The sequence below is a fragment of the Candidatus Gracilibacteria bacterium genome (assembly GCA_010119145.1).
In the GTDB taxonomy this organism is placed as follows: Bacteria; Patescibacteriota; Gracilibacteria; order BD1-5; family UBA6164; genus JAACSU01.
Window position 1 is genome coordinate 411,652 of record JAACSU010000007.1, and the last position, 16,491, is coordinate 428,142.

Annotated in this window: 18 protein-coding genes; 8 read left to right on the forward strand and 10 right to left on the reverse strand. The window is 29.9% G+C overall.

Annotation, left to right across the window (positions count from 1 at the left end):
• On the forward strand, positions 1–1,275 hold the full coding sequence (locus GW846_02400; GenBank protein ID NDK09605.1) for a hypothetical protein: 1,275 nt from the start codon (positions 1–3) through the stop codon (positions 1,273–1,275).
• Between the two features lie 77 nt (positions 1,276–1,352).
• Positions 1,353–2,438: a redox-regulated ATPase YchF gene (gene ychF, locus GW846_02405; protein ID NDK09606.1), complete on the forward strand. Its 1,086-nt coding sequence runs from the start codon at positions 1,353–1,355 to the stop codon at positions 2,436–2,438.
• A gap of 20 nt (positions 2,439–2,458) precedes the next feature.
• Here ychF and GW846_02410 read toward each other — a convergent pair whose 3' ends face one another.
• Genes GW846_02410 through GW846_02430 form a run of 5 tightly spaced genes read right to left on the reverse strand, consistent with a single transcriptional unit; the run spans position 2,459 to position 5,840 of the window.
• A complete protein-coding gene (locus tag GW846_02410; protein NDK09607.1) occupies positions 2,459–2,722 on the reverse strand; it encodes a hypothetical protein in 264 nt (87 codons plus the stop codon).
• Complete coding sequence (locus GW846_02415; GenBank protein ID NDK09608.1) at positions 2,710–3,618, reverse strand: RsmB/NOP family class I SAM-dependent RNA methyltransferase; 909 nt, start codon at positions 3,616–3,618, stop codon at positions 2,710–2,712. Before GW846_02415 ends, GW846_02410 begins: the two co-directional genes overlap by 13 nt.
• On the reverse strand, positions 3,561–4,328 hold the full coding sequence (locus GW846_02420; GenBank protein ID NDK09609.1) for a YgjV family protein: 768 nt from the start codon (positions 4,326–4,328) through the stop codon (positions 3,561–3,563). The genes GW846_02415 and GW846_02420 overlap by 58 nt, the downstream gene beginning before the upstream one ends.
• Before the next feature lie 59 nt (positions 4,329–4,387).
• A complete protein-coding gene (locus GW846_02425) occupies positions 4,388–5,035 on the reverse strand; it encodes a YgjV family protein (GenBank protein ID NDK09610.1) in 648 nt (215 codons plus the stop codon).
• A 58-nt stretch (positions 5,036–5,093) separates the two neighbouring features.
• Entirely contained in the window at positions 5,094–5,840 is a 747-nt protein-coding gene (locus GW846_02430; protein ID NDK09611.1) for a DedA family protein, read from the reverse strand.
• Between the two features lie 111 nt (positions 5,841–5,951).
• Here GW846_02430 and secF point away from each other — a divergent pair, with 111 nt between their 5' ends.
• Genes secF through GW846_02455 form a run of 5 tightly spaced genes read left to right on the forward strand, consistent with a single transcriptional unit; the run spans position 5,952 to position 10,969 of the window.
• Positions 5,952–6,965 (forward strand): protein translocase subunit SecF, encoded by a 1,014-nt coding sequence (gene secF, locus GW846_02435; protein NDK09612.1) that lies wholly within the window; start codon positions 5,952–5,954, stop codon positions 6,963–6,965.
• A gap of 15 nt (positions 6,966–6,980) precedes the next feature.
• Positions 6,981–8,729, forward strand: a complete 1,749-nt coding sequence (locus tag GW846_02440; protein NDK09613.1) for an ABC transporter ATP-binding protein — start codon at positions 6,981–6,983, stop codon at positions 8,727–8,729.
• A 47-nt stretch (positions 8,730–8,776) separates the two neighbouring features.
• The gene (uppS, locus tag GW846_02445; protein NDK09614.1) at positions 8,777–9,451 is read left to right on the forward strand and encodes a di-trans,poly-cis-decaprenylcistransferase; all 675 of its coding nucleotides are present in this window, start codon (positions 8,777–8,779) and stop codon (positions 9,449–9,451) included.
• Positions 9,452–9,454: 3 nt separating this feature from the next.
• Positions 9,455–10,348: a polyprenyl synthetase family protein gene (locus tag GW846_02450; GenBank protein ID NDK09615.1), complete on the forward strand. Its 894-nt coding sequence runs from the start codon at positions 9,455–9,457 to the stop codon at positions 10,346–10,348.
• Between the two features lie 15 nt (positions 10,349–10,363).
• Positions 10,364–10,969: a hypothetical protein gene (locus GW846_02455; protein ID NDK09616.1), complete on the forward strand. Its 606-nt coding sequence runs from the start codon at positions 10,364–10,366 to the stop codon at positions 10,967–10,969.
• On the opposite strand, the gene GW846_02460 is transcribed toward GW846_02455, so the two are convergent.
• The 5 genes from GW846_02460 to xth all read right to left on the reverse strand — a co-directional run bounded on the left by GW846_02460 (position 10,966) and on the right by xth (position 15,795).
• Positions 10,966–11,793 (reverse strand): TatD family hydrolase, encoded by an 828-nt coding sequence (locus GW846_02460; GenBank protein ID NDK09617.1) that lies wholly within the window; start codon positions 11,791–11,793, stop codon positions 10,966–10,968. The two genes, GW846_02455 and GW846_02460, sit on opposite strands and share 4 nt — an antisense overlap.
• Positions 11,794–11,797: 4 nt before the next feature.
• On the reverse strand, positions 11,798–12,334 hold the full coding sequence (locus tag GW846_02465) for a hypothetical protein (GenBank protein NDK09618.1): 537 nt from the start codon (positions 12,332–12,334) through the stop codon (positions 11,798–11,800).
• A gap of 72 nt (positions 12,335–12,406) precedes the next feature.
• On the reverse strand, positions 12,407–14,278 hold the full coding sequence (gene uvrC, locus GW846_02470) for an excinuclease ABC subunit C (GenBank protein ID NDK09619.1): 1,872 nt from the start codon (positions 14,276–14,278) through the stop codon (positions 12,407–12,409).
• 13 nt (positions 14,279–14,291) lie between these two features.
• Positions 14,292–14,975, reverse strand: coding sequence for a hypothetical protein (locus GW846_02475; protein ID NDK09620.1), 684 nt, complete (start codon positions 14,973–14,975; stop codon positions 14,292–14,294).
• A gap of 1 nt (position 14,976) precedes the next feature.
• A complete protein-coding gene (gene xth, locus GW846_02480; GenBank protein ID NDK09621.1) occupies positions 14,977–15,795 on the reverse strand; it encodes an exodeoxyribonuclease III in 819 nt (272 codons plus the stop codon).
• A gap of 140 nt (positions 15,796–15,935) precedes the next feature.
• On the opposite strand from xth, the gene GW846_02485 reads away from it, so the two are divergent.
• The gene (locus tag GW846_02485; protein ID NDK09622.1) at positions 15,936–16,487 is read left to right on the forward strand and encodes a nucleotide exchange factor GrpE; all 552 of its coding nucleotides are present in this window, start codon (positions 15,936–15,938) and stop codon (positions 16,485–16,487) included.
• Positions 16,488–16,491: the final 4 nt, after the last annotated feature.

Sequence of the window (16,491 nt, forward strand, 5' to 3'; positions counted from 1 at the left end):
ATGATAAAAAAAATTTGGATTATAATAATCCTCTTTTTTTCTTTATGGCACTCAAGCTACGCCATAAATGAAATATATATAGATTCTAAAATACAAACTTTAGAAAATCTCATAGAGTGAGAAACCATTGAATATAAAACAAATTTAATTCAGTATCTTATTTCTGAAATAAATACTCGACTTTCTCAAAATCCAAATATAAAAAATAGAGATGATATTTTGTATTTTAAATATAATTTAAAATATATGCTGAGCAACTTGTGAGAAAAAACACACTCTAATGTTATAGTCTCTCACAGCGCTCTCTCTTTGAAGTTTATAAAATGAGAAAATCACAGTTCTTTGATACAAATAAATAAAGAAGCTTTAAAAAAAACTCAAAGTGTTTTTATTTTCAGAGGTAAAGAAGATTTTTCAAGAGATGAGATGATTCAGATTGCTCTTGAAATAAAAAATATAAATCCACAAATACTCATATTTATAGATCAAGAAGGATGACAGATTCATAGGTTTGTAGATTTTCCTTCTACTGAAGAATTGCAGTCAATCTTAAATACATTTTTTGTCAAAATACGAATGCAATCAATGAGTACAGAGAGTCTTAGTACTATGAATTCTTTATTTGATACAAAAAAACTTTATTTTTATCCGAGCCTTCAAGATCTTTGAAAAACATACAATTCTATACAAGATGAAATGAGTAAAAAATATTTTCTTGAAATAGCTGCGTATATAAGAATGAATTCACTGAAGCAAGTATGAGTAAATACTTATTGACTCGTTATGGATTTAGATGACTGAAACCCAGTAATATCTTGATATGACAGAAGTTTTAGTTCAGAGATTCTTGATTTTAAAATGCTTATAAATGCTTTTATTCTCTCAAGTGAAGTACTAGAGATGAGTTTATATTGAAAGCATTTCCCATGACACGGTATATGAGATACAGATTCTCATATATGAATATTAGATATTTCATGATTTCCAAAATATACACAAAAAAATATTGATGTGTTTAGTTATTTTTTATCTACTTATTCTTCAATTCAAAGGGGAATTATGGTAGGACATATGTATGTGTGAAATAATTTCATAAATGAGTTCAATAGAACTTTAGATACAGCAAATTATATTATAACTGATGACCTTTCCATGCAGTGATATTTGCAGGCAACAGGTGTTAAAAAATCTCAGTCATTTTTTTCTACTGATACTATTATGTGAAGAAATAATATCATCAGACTTTGAAATACTTCAAGTGCTAATATAAAATAGGGTATTAAATCAATTTTAGCTTTAAAAACTCTAAAAAATCACTATACTCAGCGAAATTATTTGTTTATATTATATTCATGAAGATAGGTATTGTGTGACTTCCAAACGTTGGTAAATCGACTCTATTTAATGCGCTTACTAAAAATTATGGAGCTGATGCTCAAAATTTTCCATTTTGTACCATTGAACCTAATGTTGGACTTGTAAATGTACATGATGAAAGACTTGAGAAAATTCGAGTTGCTGTTAATGGAGCAAAAATTATTCCAGCAAGTTGTGAATTTATAGATATTGCCTGAATAGTTAAATGAGCGAGCGAAGGAGAGTGAATGGGGAATAAATTTCTAGCTAATATTCGAGAAGCTGATGCTATTCTTCAAGTAGTACGTATTTTTGAAAATGGAGATATTATCCATGTACATGGTGAAGTAAATCCCAAAAATGATATAGAAGTTATTAATGCAGAGCTTATTATTGCTGATATTGAAACTACTACAAAGAGAATCCAATCTGAATCAAAAAAAGCACGTTCTGATAAAGAACTCCTAGAAAAAGTTAAAACATTAGAACTTGCTTTAGAGTGATTAGAAGCTGGTAATCTTGTATCTTCTATGCCTTGGAGTGATGAACAAAAACTTCATTTAAGAGATTCTCATTTACTGACTAATAAACAATTTGTTTATGCATGTAATGTTTCAGAAGAAATGATGGATTCAACATCTGATGAGCTCAAAAAAATTATCTGAGTTCAAGATGCAAATACGCAAGTAGTTTCTATTTGTGCGAAACTTGAAGAGGATATGTTAGAAATGAGCCTTGAAGAAAAAAAAGAATTTCTCGATGACATGGAACTTGTTTCAACTGGACTGGATAATCTCATTAAAGCAAGTTATGACGCACTATGACTTCAATATTATTTTACTGCATGAGAACAAGAAGTGAGAGCGTGGACTGTAAAAAAATGAGCTTCTGCTCCTCAGGCAGCTTGAGTGATCCACACTGATTTTGAAAAATGATTTATCAAAGCTGACGTAGTTAAAGCAACGGATATCATTGAACATGGAGGCTGGTCAAAAGCTCGAGAAGCTTGAAAAGTAAAACTTGAAGGAAAAGACTATATCGTACAAGATGGAGATGTGATGCTCTTTAAGTTCAGTAAATAAGAAACAAAAAAAGAAGCAGCTTAGGCTGCTTCTTTTTTATTTTCTAGAATATTATTTCAATCAAATCTAATTTCTAATTCTTTTATTCAGAAGTCTACAAAGTATATTCATTCCTTTGAATCTCAATTCCTTGATGTATTATATATTACTTTTGGTCTAGCTTCATCTAGTAGCAAAATTTCCATAGCTTTATTGGCCACCCAATCCTGTAATTTGGAATTTTCTCTGATATTCCATACACCTGCATCTAGTTCTTCTTCAACATTATGTTCTATTCAGTTCATACTTTTGTAATTTTACTTATAAAGAATCATTCTGAATATTCAGAAGGAATTACTCTTACACAATTTTCAGAAATTTCTTTTTTAAAAGTAAGTTTTTCAAATTGTCTCAGTCATTTCTTAGTCTTTATATACTTATTTTGCTCTAAGTCAATATTTTCTAACTGTAATTCAGGATATTTACATAATAAATAATGAATTACTCACTCATTTTCTTCAGGTGCCATGGTACAAGTAGAATACAATAACTCTCCTCCAACTCTTAGATATGGAATGAGTGCATCACAAATTCATTTCTGTATGCTGTAGTATTTTTTTATCTGGCCGAGTGACCAGTTTTCTAAAAATTTTGTATTTGATAAACTTACAGCTCATTCTCAACTACACGGAGCATCAATGAGAATCATATCAAAATAGTTAAGTTCCTCGATGTGTTTTGCTATGTTTTTAACGTCATCATGAATGGTATTGATATTTTCATATCAAAGCTTCTCAAAGTTATGAGTCATCTTCTCATAGCGAATTTTTGATGATTCAAAAGCCCAAATTTCCGCATCTGGATATTGTTCTCGCAGTTGACCTGTTTTTCATCCTGGAGCTGCGCAAGCATCAAGTATTTTTAAGCTTTTAATTTTTCATTTTTCATTTGAAAAATACTGAACGGGAATCTGACTTGAAATTCATTGCATATATATTTTTCAAGCTTTGTAGATTTTGAGTCTCCATAAATCTGATTCTTGGACATTCTCATCAAATAAATAGCATCAAGCAGGAAACTCTAATTTTGTATATGACAAAGAAGCCTTAAAAAAAGCTTCTTCTATTTCAGTTTCAGTTGATTTTAATGCATTAAGTCTACAGCTGACACTTCGTCTTTCTTGTGAAATTGAAGTTTTCAAAAGATCGAACTCTTCTTTTGAAAAGATTTCCGCAAGTCGTAATGTAAGATTTTCAGGAATTGTGTTCATATAATTTGTCGGTAATGGATAACTCTATCATGTATAAAGATAAACCTATCATAATCAGGTCTGCTTCTTTTCCAAAGAATATCTTTAATTTTGTTAGCATAGTATTTTGTTCCACCTTCAGGATGTAACATTCTGTACACTGTTAAGAGGAGAATAATTTGCACAAAGGACTCATTTAGGATTCAACTTATTGATCAAACACTGATTTGATATACGAGCCAAAGTGATGAATTAAACATCATAGCAAGTCGAAGCTTAATTTTTTCTAAGAAAAAATATGAATAGGCTCATGACATTGAGGTAATAATCGGAATTATAGAAAATAAACCATCAAAAGTGAAATAAGCTGCAACTAAAGTAGTGAGTATAATCGCCATAAATGCTCACTTACTTCTTTTGTATCTCAGAGAAAGTGCGAAACGAAATACATAAATAATAACTGCTGCAAGTCACGCATATAATCCCATCAAGTAAAAATGAGCTCACCAAAAGAGTGAAGATATGAGTATGAGTTTTTTAACAGTCATATCATCTTTTTGAAAATAGGCTATCATCGTTGCAATCATAGCCATAAATCCGGTGATTTGCGCAAAAGGATCTCTGAGAATAAACTCAATGTATAGACTGATTAATTCTATCACAGGTACAACTTATGAAGTAATATAGTTATATTAAAACATAATTTAAAAATATAGTCAAATTATTCAAATCTATCTTTATCTCTGTAAAATACATATCTTCAGAAATTAACTCTCACAGGTGCTCTTCAAATTCTTCTTTTGAATCGATCAAGTATTTTTTCTTTTTTCTCAGCTCCAGTCATAAATTTATAAACAGAATAAATAATAGTTCATTGAACTATTATTTCATTAGTAACTCAACTCATAGAACCAGTGTTGTAATGGTAAAAAAGCCACATAAATGATACTCATGCCAACAGTAATCGAAGTCTTACCTTTTCTAAAAAGAAGAATCAATAACTTGATATTGCCGTCGCTATAAGAGGTATAATAGAAATAATCTTTCCATCAAAACTATAGAGTCCAAGTGCAATACTGACAGCTAATATTGCCATAAATACTGAAACACTCTTTTTATATTTAAGCGAGAGTATCAGTCTAATAAGTCAAATAATTCAAGCAAGCAAAGCTCAATAATTTCACATAAAAATGAAATGTAGAAGCCAAAATATGGTAGCAGCAATAAATATTTTGATGGTTTTTGTATCATCTGTCACAATAAAACCTGTGATTCATACAAACATTGCTATGAATCAAAATAATTGACCTAATGGATTTTCTAGAAATAAAGAAATCACTCCATTCAAGAGTGTTGAAATAAATTCCATAATATGTAAATATAATTTAAAATTTTCTGGAGTATAAAAATGTTTTTAAAAACTTCAATTATTTTTTATATTTTGCTTCCATTTCTCTGTTTTTTTCTGACCAATATGCTCTGACACTTTCTTTTTTAAATTTCCAAAGATAGATTCATACACAAAAAATTATCACTAACATAAAATATCACATGTATTTAATTATAAGTTCATAGTATTCTGCAAAAAATATTCAAATTACTACAAAAGTTACTGCCCAAATTACTGAGGCAATTATGTTAAAAATCCAAAATTTAGTTTTTAAAAATCACATACTTCCAGCAATAAATGGCAAAAATGCTCTTGCTTGTGGGTGAAATTTAGAGAGTATTATTCCCCAAGATCACCATGTATTCACTCATTTTTTTAGATACTTTAATTCTGTTTGCTCTATTCCTACCCACATTCAATATTTCTTAAAAAATTCTTCACCGTAGTATTTTCATAAAAAATATCAAATTGCATTAGATATTACCGATCATGCTATAGCTGATAGTAGTATTCATATAAATTGAGTTACTCAAAGTCATCCATAAAATCAACCTACTGATATTAAAACAATTTGACCAGGCATTATCGTTCCAATTATTGGAAGAGACTCAATAAGAGCTGATAAAAATGCTACGAGATAATTCCATTTTCAAAGCACTTCAATCTGAGACTTTATCCATTCTATAATAGGGAGTAATAAGTCTGGTTTAAACATTGTAACGACGAGGAAAAGTATCATAGCAGTGAGAAATCAAAGTATGATATAATGTATTATTTTTTTCATGTTTTTTTGTTATAGTTGCTTTATTATATGACTCCAATCTCTTTTACAAGTTAATTTTGTTTTCGTCGTATTTTGTGTACACTACCCACATTATTAACTTATTCATCATATATGAAGCTCGATATTATTTCATCTAGATTTGTCTACTTTACTATTTCTGGAGTTCTATTTGTTGTATCATTATTATTTATACTTTTTTGAACTCTCAATCTTTGAATAGATATGACCTGAGGTTCACAAAATGAATTTTCATATGAAACTTACAATTTAGATATAGCTAGTGCGAGTCAAATTGCACAAACCCAAAAAGATATTATTAACCAGTCATGAAATATCATGAATACGGTTAATGTGTATAAAATCACAGGTGAAAATACATTTGTAGTAGAAGCTTGAATCTCAAATACTCTCAGTGATATAGAAAGTGAAGAATATAAAATAGTGTTTCGTGATAATCTAAAAACTGAGTATGCAAAGCTCTGAGATATCACACTTTCAAGATATACAAATATATGAGCCAGTTTTTGAGATTATATTAGAAATACAGCTAAGTTAACACTTATTATAGCGATAGGAGCCATTGCACTCTATATAGCTTATACATTTTCTGGAACTGTTTGAGGTATTACATCATTGAGTTTTGCTGCAATTACTATTATTACACTCTTTCATGATGTAGTAATTGCGAGTGGTATTTATATTCTGACTTCATATTTTTTCCCACAATTTCAAATTGATACTTTTTTTGTTACGGCACTCTTAACAATCCTCGGGTATTCTATAAATGACACTATTGTTATATTTGATAGAATCAGATCAAACTTGCAAGAATTCGGTTGAAAATGAAAACAACTCTCAGAAATTATTAATCTTTCAGTGAATGAGACGATGACTCGAAGTATTTACACGAGTTTGACCATAGCTTTTGTATTGCTTTGTATTATTGTAATTTGACCAGAAAGTATTACTGGGTTCACTCTCACTATGTTATATGGAACTATCATTGGTACATTTTCTTCTATATTTATTGCTTCACCACTTCTCTACGAATTTCACAAAAAAACTATTCTTACAGTCTATGAAAAAAAAGCAGACAGAACAGATGATGACAAAATGGTGGTTTAAATAATCTTTTCATGTATGCATATATATCTACGTGCAATTCAATCATTTATAGAATTTCTTTGAAAAAAGAAATTCTATTTTATGTTATTATTTTGAGTTATAACTTCTGCTGTAGCACTTTCAGAAACTTTTATGGCTGCAAGAGTCATAGGTCTCATTGAAGAATATATTAAAAATTGAGATATAGTATCCTGAAAAATATTTAGTTACAATGTGCAATGGGGAATAGTTGTATTTGTTTCAATATGTTTACAGTACATATACAGATATCATTTTGTAGATAAAAATATTCTCGATTTTTACGTTAATAATTTACAAACTACAGCTCAAAAGGCTCTGAGTATTCCATACTGAAAATACTTGCAAAAAAAGTCTTGAGAAGTATTTAAAAAGATTGAAAAATCACGAGAGTCGTTTATGAACTTTTTCTTTTTCTTTTATCTCAATTTAGTAAAAGACTTATCATGAATCTTGATAGCTATTTTTTTCTTGTTTTACATAGATGTTACGATGGCACTTATAACAACTTCTGGTATCCCATTTGCTATTATTATTGGTATGTTTTTTAATAAAAAAACACTTAATCTACAAAATATAAATAATAAAAAAGAAGATGTTGTTTTTTGAGTGATATGAGATGCTATTACAAATTTTTCACTCCTTAAAATTCTAAATTTAGAGAAATCAATTAATACATATTTTCATAAAACTGAAGAAGAACTATTAGTGATACAATATGATATTTCAAAGAGATGGGCTATTGCAAACGTATATATATGAGCACTTATTGCGATTCTTAGAATACTGGTATTAGGTTTTTGATTTTATTTTTTCCAAAACGGGAGTATCAATTTTTCAGAGTTATTTTTATTTTTTTTACTGATCGGATGGATTTATTATCCATTGGGATGATTATTTGCTCAAATACGACAAGTTCAGCGATGGTGAGCCTGATTTACTGAATATTATGAAGAATTTGTTGATTCCTATGAAAAGGAAGATATGGATACTTGAAAAAATATAAAAATTTTGAAATGAAGCATTGAGTTTAAAAATGTATTCTTTTGATATACAGAATCTAAAAAAATATTAAAAAATATAAATCTTAAAATAGATGCTTGAACAAAAATAGCGCTCGTTTGAAATACTTGAGCAGGGAAGAGTACGATTGTAAACTTGTTACTCAGGTTTTGGGAAGTCTCTGAGTGAAGTATTATGCTTGATGATACTAACATATCAAAACTTAAGAAATCATCACTCAGGAGTCATATATGAGTGGTATCACAGGACAATAGTTTATTTAATCTTTCTATCAAAGAGAATCTCTTATTTTCAAATCCAAAGGCAACTCAAAAACAAATAAAAGAAGCCTTATTTTCAGCACAAGCAGAGTTTGTGTATGAATTAGAGAATGGAATAGATACCGTGATTTGAGAGAGATGACTGAAACTCTCTGGTTGAGAAAAACAAAGGATCTCTATAGCTCGATTATTTTTAAAAAATCCTGAGATACTTATACTTGATGAAGCGACGTCTGCCCTTGATAATGTCACGGAGAAAAAAATCGAAATAGCCTTAAAAAATCTCATGAAAGGAAAAACAAGTATTATTATTGCTCATAGACTCTCAACTATTCAACATGTTGACTCTATTTTTTTACTTGAAAATTGAAAAATTGTAGAATCTGGCAATTATAAGGAACTCATATCAAAAAAGTGAAAATTTTGGAGTCTTGCAAACCCAGAGAAACTCATTTTGTGATAAGGTTAATTTTACTATAATACTCACCATTTATAAAAATATTTCAAATCATGAATCATCTCGCAATTATAATGGACTGAAATCGTAGATGGGCTAAAGAACGTTTTATGCCTGCAATTTTTTGACATAAAGCGTGATTTGATACTGTAAAAAAAATCACGAAACACGCGAGAAATGCTTGAATTCAGTATCTTACTCTATGGGCCCTCTCTACTGAGAACTTAGTGAAAAGAGACGCTGAAGAAATTGCTGGAATAATAAAAATAATAACGTATGTTCCAAAACTTTTGCCAGAGTTTATGGAAAATTGAGTAAAAATTCAAGTTATTTGAGATATATCAAAGCTTCCTGTTGAAACACAAAAAATTCTGAGTGATACTATAGAAATAACTAAAAACAATACTGAAATATTTCTTACAATTGCTCTGGTATATGGAGGACAAAATGAAATAGTACGTGCCACAAAAAAAATTATACTCGCTTGAGTTAATCCCGATGATCTTGATGAAACTGAGTTTAGAAAATATACCGACAGCGCAATTTTACCAGCTCCTGATATGATTATTAGGACTTGATGAGATGTTAGACATTCGTGATTTCTCCTCTATGACAGTGCGTATGCTGAGTATTATTTTACCAATAAAAATTGGCCTGAATTTGATGAAGAAGAACTTTTGAAAGCACTCGCTAGCTACAATGATCGAAAACGTAATTTTTGAAAATAAAATATGAAACTTCCAAAATGGTACAATGAATATAAAAATTTGATTGAGAGCTCTATTGATAAGTATTTAGATACATATCTATCACTTCCAAGTTCGGAACCTCTTGAGCAATTTAAAGAGGTAATTAAGTATTCATGTAAATGATGAAAAAAACTTCGCTCGATTCTGGCTCTTGAGTTTTATATTACTCTCTCTTGAAGAGAGTTTTCTAGTATCAAAACAGATGAAGATATTATGAAGTTTTGTATTGCTCTGGAAATGATTCATGCATTTTCATTGGTACACGACGATATGCCATGTATGGATAATGATGAGCTACGACGTTGAGAGCTCACTGTATGGAAAAAATATAGCCAATATGAAGCAATACTTGTTGGTGATATGCTCAATACCTTGTGATTTGAGCTAATAGCTGACATTAAATCACCGTATGTATCTCAAGAACTTTCAAAATTGATTTCTCATGCTATTTGATTTTATGGTATGGTTTGATGACAAGTAGAAGATATGTATTTCGAAGAAAATATTTCAAAATTAACAGAAAACATACTGACTCAACTTCATAATAAAAAAACTGGCAAACTTATTGAAGCAAGTATCTTAGGTGGTATAATTCTTTCATGAGAAAGAGCTAATATAGATATATTTAAAGATTTTTGAAAAAAACTTGGACTCGCTTTTCAAGTCAAAGACGATTTACTTGATGTGGAGGGGACTCAAGAAGAAACTTGAAAAAGTGTTGGTTGAGAAGAGAAATGATTTGTGTATTTGACAGGTCTGGACAAAAGTCGTACACTCCTTCATAATATAATTTCAGATTGTCGAAGTATTTCTCGACATCTAGGATCAGATAAAATTGATTTTCTGGTTGATTATGTAGAACAAAGGTCTAAATAGTTTAATAAATACCGTATGAATTCAAAGATTAGTAAACTTTTTGCAGATATAGATGCAAAAAAAGAAGAAATTAAAAAAGAGTATGAAAAACTAAGGAAGAAATACGACTTCTCAGTAGAAAACGGCAGAATTAAATTTTCAAATAAAGCGAAAGAATATCAAAAATGATTTAAAGTCCCTCTCAAGGACTACGCAGTTCCTAAAAGTGTGAGACATTTTATCTCTATGCCATTTATTTATGGCATGATAATTCCTGGATTTGTATTAGATGTTTGATTATTTTTATATCAACAAACGGCTTTTAGACTTTATAAAATCCCACTTGTAAAGCGTTCAGATTATATTGTATTTGATAGAAGACATTTAAATTACTTGAATTTAATCCAAAAAGTAAACTGTCTGTATTGCTCTTATATGAATGGTTTGTTTTCATTTGCTGTTGAAGTTTGATGACGAACTGAAAAGTATTGGTGTCCAATTAAAGCTGCTAAAAGAAAAAAAGGAGGTCATGAATGGGAACAACATTTTGCTGATTATTGAGATCCAGAAGAATTTAAAAAAAATTTTAATTCAACAAAAGAATACTACAAAGCAAAAAACATAAAAAAAGAAACAGTTTAAGCTGTTTCTTTTTTTATGTTAAATATTTCTAGTGAATTTTGAAAAACTATTTTTTTAATTACATTGTCATCTTCAGGACGTATATGTTGTAACATATCGAGTACATGTATCGTAAATGCTGGTTCATTTTCTATTTTTCCTCTATGAGGGCTTGGAGTTAAGTAAGGACTATCTGTTTCTATAATAATATTTTTCAGTGGTATTCAAATTGCAGCATCTCTTGTTTTTTGTGCACTTTTAAATGTAAGGACTCATCAGAAACCAAGTTTGCATTCAGGTGCAAATTTAATGAGCTCAAGAGCATAGTCCAAATCCTCGCTGTAACAATGAAATATAAAATTTGTAAAATTTTCATTTCTTAGTATTTCAAATACATCATTCGCGGATTCTCTATTATGAATTACAATGGGGAGTCATAATTTTTTTGCGAGTGCTATATGGGCAATAAAAAACTCCTTTTGAATTTCTTTAATTTTTTTCTCTGAGATTCAAGAGTTTGTACTTAATTTTTCTAGCCAATAATAATCAAGTCACGTTTCTCAAAGAGCAACGACGTTCTGAGAATTATTTTTATAGAGTGTTTCTAGAGTTTTAATTACTTCTTCTACATTATCTATATAATCTAGCACATGAGTTGGATGTATTCAAATAACCGCAAATACTCAAGTATTTTCCTGTGCTAATGCAACATTTAATTGAGAACTTTGCATGTCGACTGAAACTGTATTGAGAAATTTTCATCACTGTGATAAAAAGTTAGCAATGACTTCATTCTGAGTTTTTTCTTTTGCAAGATACGGGTGACAATGTGTATCGTATAACATAGACTTAATTAATAGCTCACTGACTACTGAGTAAATATTTTTCTCAAACGGAATCTGTGAAATTAGTATTAATAAGATTTACTTGTGCAACTTTGTCGTTGAGTTTCGTATACAGTACTTTAAATATTTCCGTTTCAGATTCTATGTCTAAAGATGACTTAAAATTAATAATAATAGTCTCAAGTCAAGGAGTGTTATCTATAGTAGTGTAAGTGATATCTGGACTACTACTATTTGGAATTTCTATTTCTAAAATATCTGGATCATACGTCACTGTAAATGAAATTTCAGATACATCTTGCATGGCAGCAGTATTTTGAATAACTATTGAAGAATCAGTGAATGTTGCAAATAAATCAGCATTACTATTTACCAATTCGGTATCATTTGAGATTCAAATAGTACTTGCTTTCAGTAAGTCTGAATCAATATTTCACTGAAGTAGCAGATTAATTCATAGTGCAAAAAAAACACTGAGAGAAAAAATACCAAGATGCGTGATAAGTGAGTGACGCTTATATTTTTGAAATATGTCTTTCATAGATATGTACTGGAAATAATAGCTATATTGTAATATATTTTGTGTAGATTGCAAAGCAATGACAAGTTTGTGTTACATCAGGAGTCAATGGTCATCAAGTATTTGCGTAACTTTAAGTCATAATTTGGATTCAATATCGCTTCTTGACATAGCTTTAAGTCAACCAACGCTTCAAAAATTTCGAATTATTTTTTTACGAGTTACAGGTCAAATTCATGGGAGTGACTCTAAAATATTTTTTTTCATATTAGCGCTTCTTGCATCTCTATTAAACGTAATAGCAAATCTGTGAGCCTCATCACGAATAGATTGTACCAGTCTTAACTGAGGTGAGTCTTTGGAGAGTACAATACTTTTTGAAATACCAGGGAGAAAGAGTTCTTCTTCTTGTTTTGCGAGACTGACTATCTGCAATTCTCTTATTGCTTTTTCTGAAGCTTCAAAACTGAGCTCTTTAATTTCTAGACTCTTATATTTTTGCTCTAGATTATCGATAAATTCATTTTGAATTCTCACAACTGAACCAAGTTGTCACTTTCCACCATCAATGATAATAAGATCAGGAATATTTCATAATTTTATCATTTCTAAGAGTCTACGTTCAAAAATCTCTTTCATAGAACCAAAATCATCAATTTTTCATTGACTGAGATTTTTAATATGAAATTTTCTATATTTTTTGGGATTTGTTCGTCAGTTTTCAATCACACTTCTACTCGCTACCGTATGTGTTCCTGAGAGATGAGAGATATCATTACACTCGAATACAATATCTTTTTTATTTACTTGTGTATATCATAAAATATCCAGTAAATCTGACATGGTAGATTTTGTGAAGTTTTTAGCCGATAGAGACCCCAAGTATTTTTTATGAGCATAATTATATAAATTCTTGTAACAGAGTCTCAGAACATCAAATTTCCCTCATATTTTAGGAACCTCAGTCTTAATTCATTGGGTTAATCACTCTACGGCGAACGGAATAATATAGGTAGCTGTATCTGCTTCCTCAAGATGATCAATATATCTATTCTCTACAAAGGTTTTCAGTACTTCATGACTATCTTCCTCTAATGAGTTTTCAATTTCGTAGTTAAAGTATCACATTATGACACTATTACGAATCTCTATACATCAAACATAGGTATTTCCATATTTTTCGAGTATATTTATAACATCATAATTTCCATTTACAAAGTCTCTGACTATTTGCTCTTCTTGCGTTATTCTGAGTGAATCAATATCTATCTTGAGTTTTGCAGCTTCTTCAAATTTTAATTCAGCTGCATACGCAAGCATTTTACGAGTAAGTCACTCTGCTATATGATTTACATTTCCTTTTAAAAAATCCTCTATCTCTGATATTTTTTCCTTGTAGTACGTTTCTATCTCTGCGAGCGTGATATCAGGTTTTTCTCTATGGGTATTATTTTTAAATATATACTGATCAAGATTATATTGTCTTCAGACTCTGAAGAAATGGATTCCGTAACATCAATATCAATATACTTTTTTAATGATTCGTAGCAAATTGCTGACGTAAAATCCATGTGTGTAAGGCCCAAAATATTTTCAAGATTTTGTTTTAAATCTTGTTTTGATAACCTTTGGAAATTGCTCGTCTGTTATCTTGATATAATAATAATTTTTATCATCTTTGAGAAGTATATTATATTGAGGTTTGTGTTCCTTGATAAGTGATCTCTCCAGAATTAAACTCTCTGTCTCATTATTAGTGATAATAATTTTTATGTCGACAATTTGCCGAACCATAATTTTTTTTTGAACTGTTAGCTTTGTATGACTTCTAAAGTAACTATTGACTCTATCTTTAAGACGTACAGATTTACCAATATAGATTATTTCTCAAGACGTATTAAAAAACTGGTAAATACCAGGTGTTTTTGGAAGGTCTCTCAGAATATTTTCTATATACTCACTCATTATATCTTCAATATTATCTTAAGTCCAACGTATACGCTGAATCTTTGTCATCTACTTCCTCTGATTCTTCATCATACTCTTCATCAGATTGATGATGGTGTTTCAATCGAGTGTTTATGTGATCTGGTAATCAGTTATTTTGAAGATAATCTTTTACTACTCAACTGAGCGTATCCATAACGAGATCAAAATTATTATCTTGTTCTTCATCCTCAGGTGGATTTATATATTCTTCGATTACTGTGATGGCTCTGTGAGGTGCATATGCACTATAAATAGCGATTTCTTCATCACCAAATTTATGAATAATAATATCTCCTTTATTAAAAATTGTATCCCATATTCTATGTTTATCCACTTCGAGTCATTCAATACTTTCTAAATGAATACTCTGAACATTTGTTTTTAAAAGCGACCATTCCAAGTCATAAATTGCTTGCTCTGTGATAATCCAAACATCATTGTACCAATTATAGAGCTCATACACTATTTTCCAAAATACTAAAAGCAAAAGAATCTCTAAAATAAAGAAGGGGACTATGTCACGGACTCTTTCAGATTGATAATACAAAAAAGACGGAATGAGTGCTCAAAAACTGAGCCATAAAAGATATTTATCAAATACTATAAGCCAATGTTGGTGAATTATAGCTTGAATACTTTGACCATCAGGTATATGTTTTTGATAAAATTTCATATTATAAACTTATTTCTATACCAACTGGACAGTGATCACTTCATAGGACATCATCTCGAATGAATGCTCTCTCAACTTTATCAATTATACTTTTTGAAGTAAGGAAATAATCTATCCTCCAGCCGACGTTTCGAGCTCTTGCTCAAGCTCTGTAACTCCACCATGAATATCGATCGATACTATCAGGGTTTTTATATCGAAATGTATCTATAAAACCTCCATCTATAAAATTATCCATTCATTCTCTTTCTTCTCGCGTAAATCAAGCACTCATGGTATTTTGTTTGGGTCTAGCAAGGTCTATTTCTCTATGGGCTACATTGAGGTCTCCACAAATAATAACTGGCTTAGATTGTTCTAAATACTGTAAATATTGTAAAAATGCCTTATCCCATACTGAGTATCTATAATTGAGTCTCGATAAATCATCTTTTGAGTTAGGAGTGTAAACGGTTATGTAAAAATAGTTTTCAAATTCTAGGCATGATACTCTTCATTCATGATTCTCTAGGAGAGTCTCGTCAACATATTCTATGCTTTTTGTGTCATAACTTGCTTCAGGAATTCAATATATAACATTAAGAGCTTCTTGTTTTGAAAATACTGCTGTTCCAGAATATCCAGGTCTGCTTGCTGGGTTCCAGTACATATGATATCAAAGTGTCTCAAGTTCAGCGATATCCTTTTTTGTAATTTGAGAAGGATTTCCTTTAATTTCTTGAAATCAAGCAACATCTGGGTTTTCCTCTTTGAGATACTCTATAAAATTTTTTTTAAGAACAGCCCGAATTCAATTCACGTTCCATGAGATGAGTTTCATATAAAAATATTTTAAATAATAGCTCCATTGTATAAAATACTGATAAAAAGTCTATCTACTTTTCTTGTTTCTGTATCTTGATTTATTATGATTTAATCTTAGAATATGATCACTAAAATTACATAAATAATAATAAAAATATGTCAGAAAATCATGACAAAGAAGAAATACTGGAAGAAGAACTCATGCAAGAAGCTGAAGAAGTTGTTGCAGATTTAGAAGAGAGTGAAGAAGCTCAACTAGATGAAGAGATAACAGTAAGTTGAGATGATGAATTAACAAAACTTAAGGATCTTTTAGCCCGAAATCAAGCTGATTATGAGAACTTTAAAAAACGAACTCAGAGAGATAAAGAGGATATGATTTTTTTCTTAAAGTGAGATATCTTTAAAAAAATACTTCCTAGACTCGATGATCTAGAAAGAATTATTAAAAATACTCCAGAAGATCAAAAAACTCAAGCATTATTCGAATGAGTCGTTGCATTGGAAAAAACACTTAAAAAAGATATTAATTCTTTTTGAATACAAAAATTTGAGAGTAAATGATGCACTATAAATCCTGAACGACACGATGTTATGACTCAAGTTCCCTGAGAAGAGTGAATTATTATTGACGAGTTTGAATCTTGATATATGCTTTGAGATAGAGTACTGAGAGTTGCAAAAGTTGTTGCTTGAAATGGACTATAAAAAA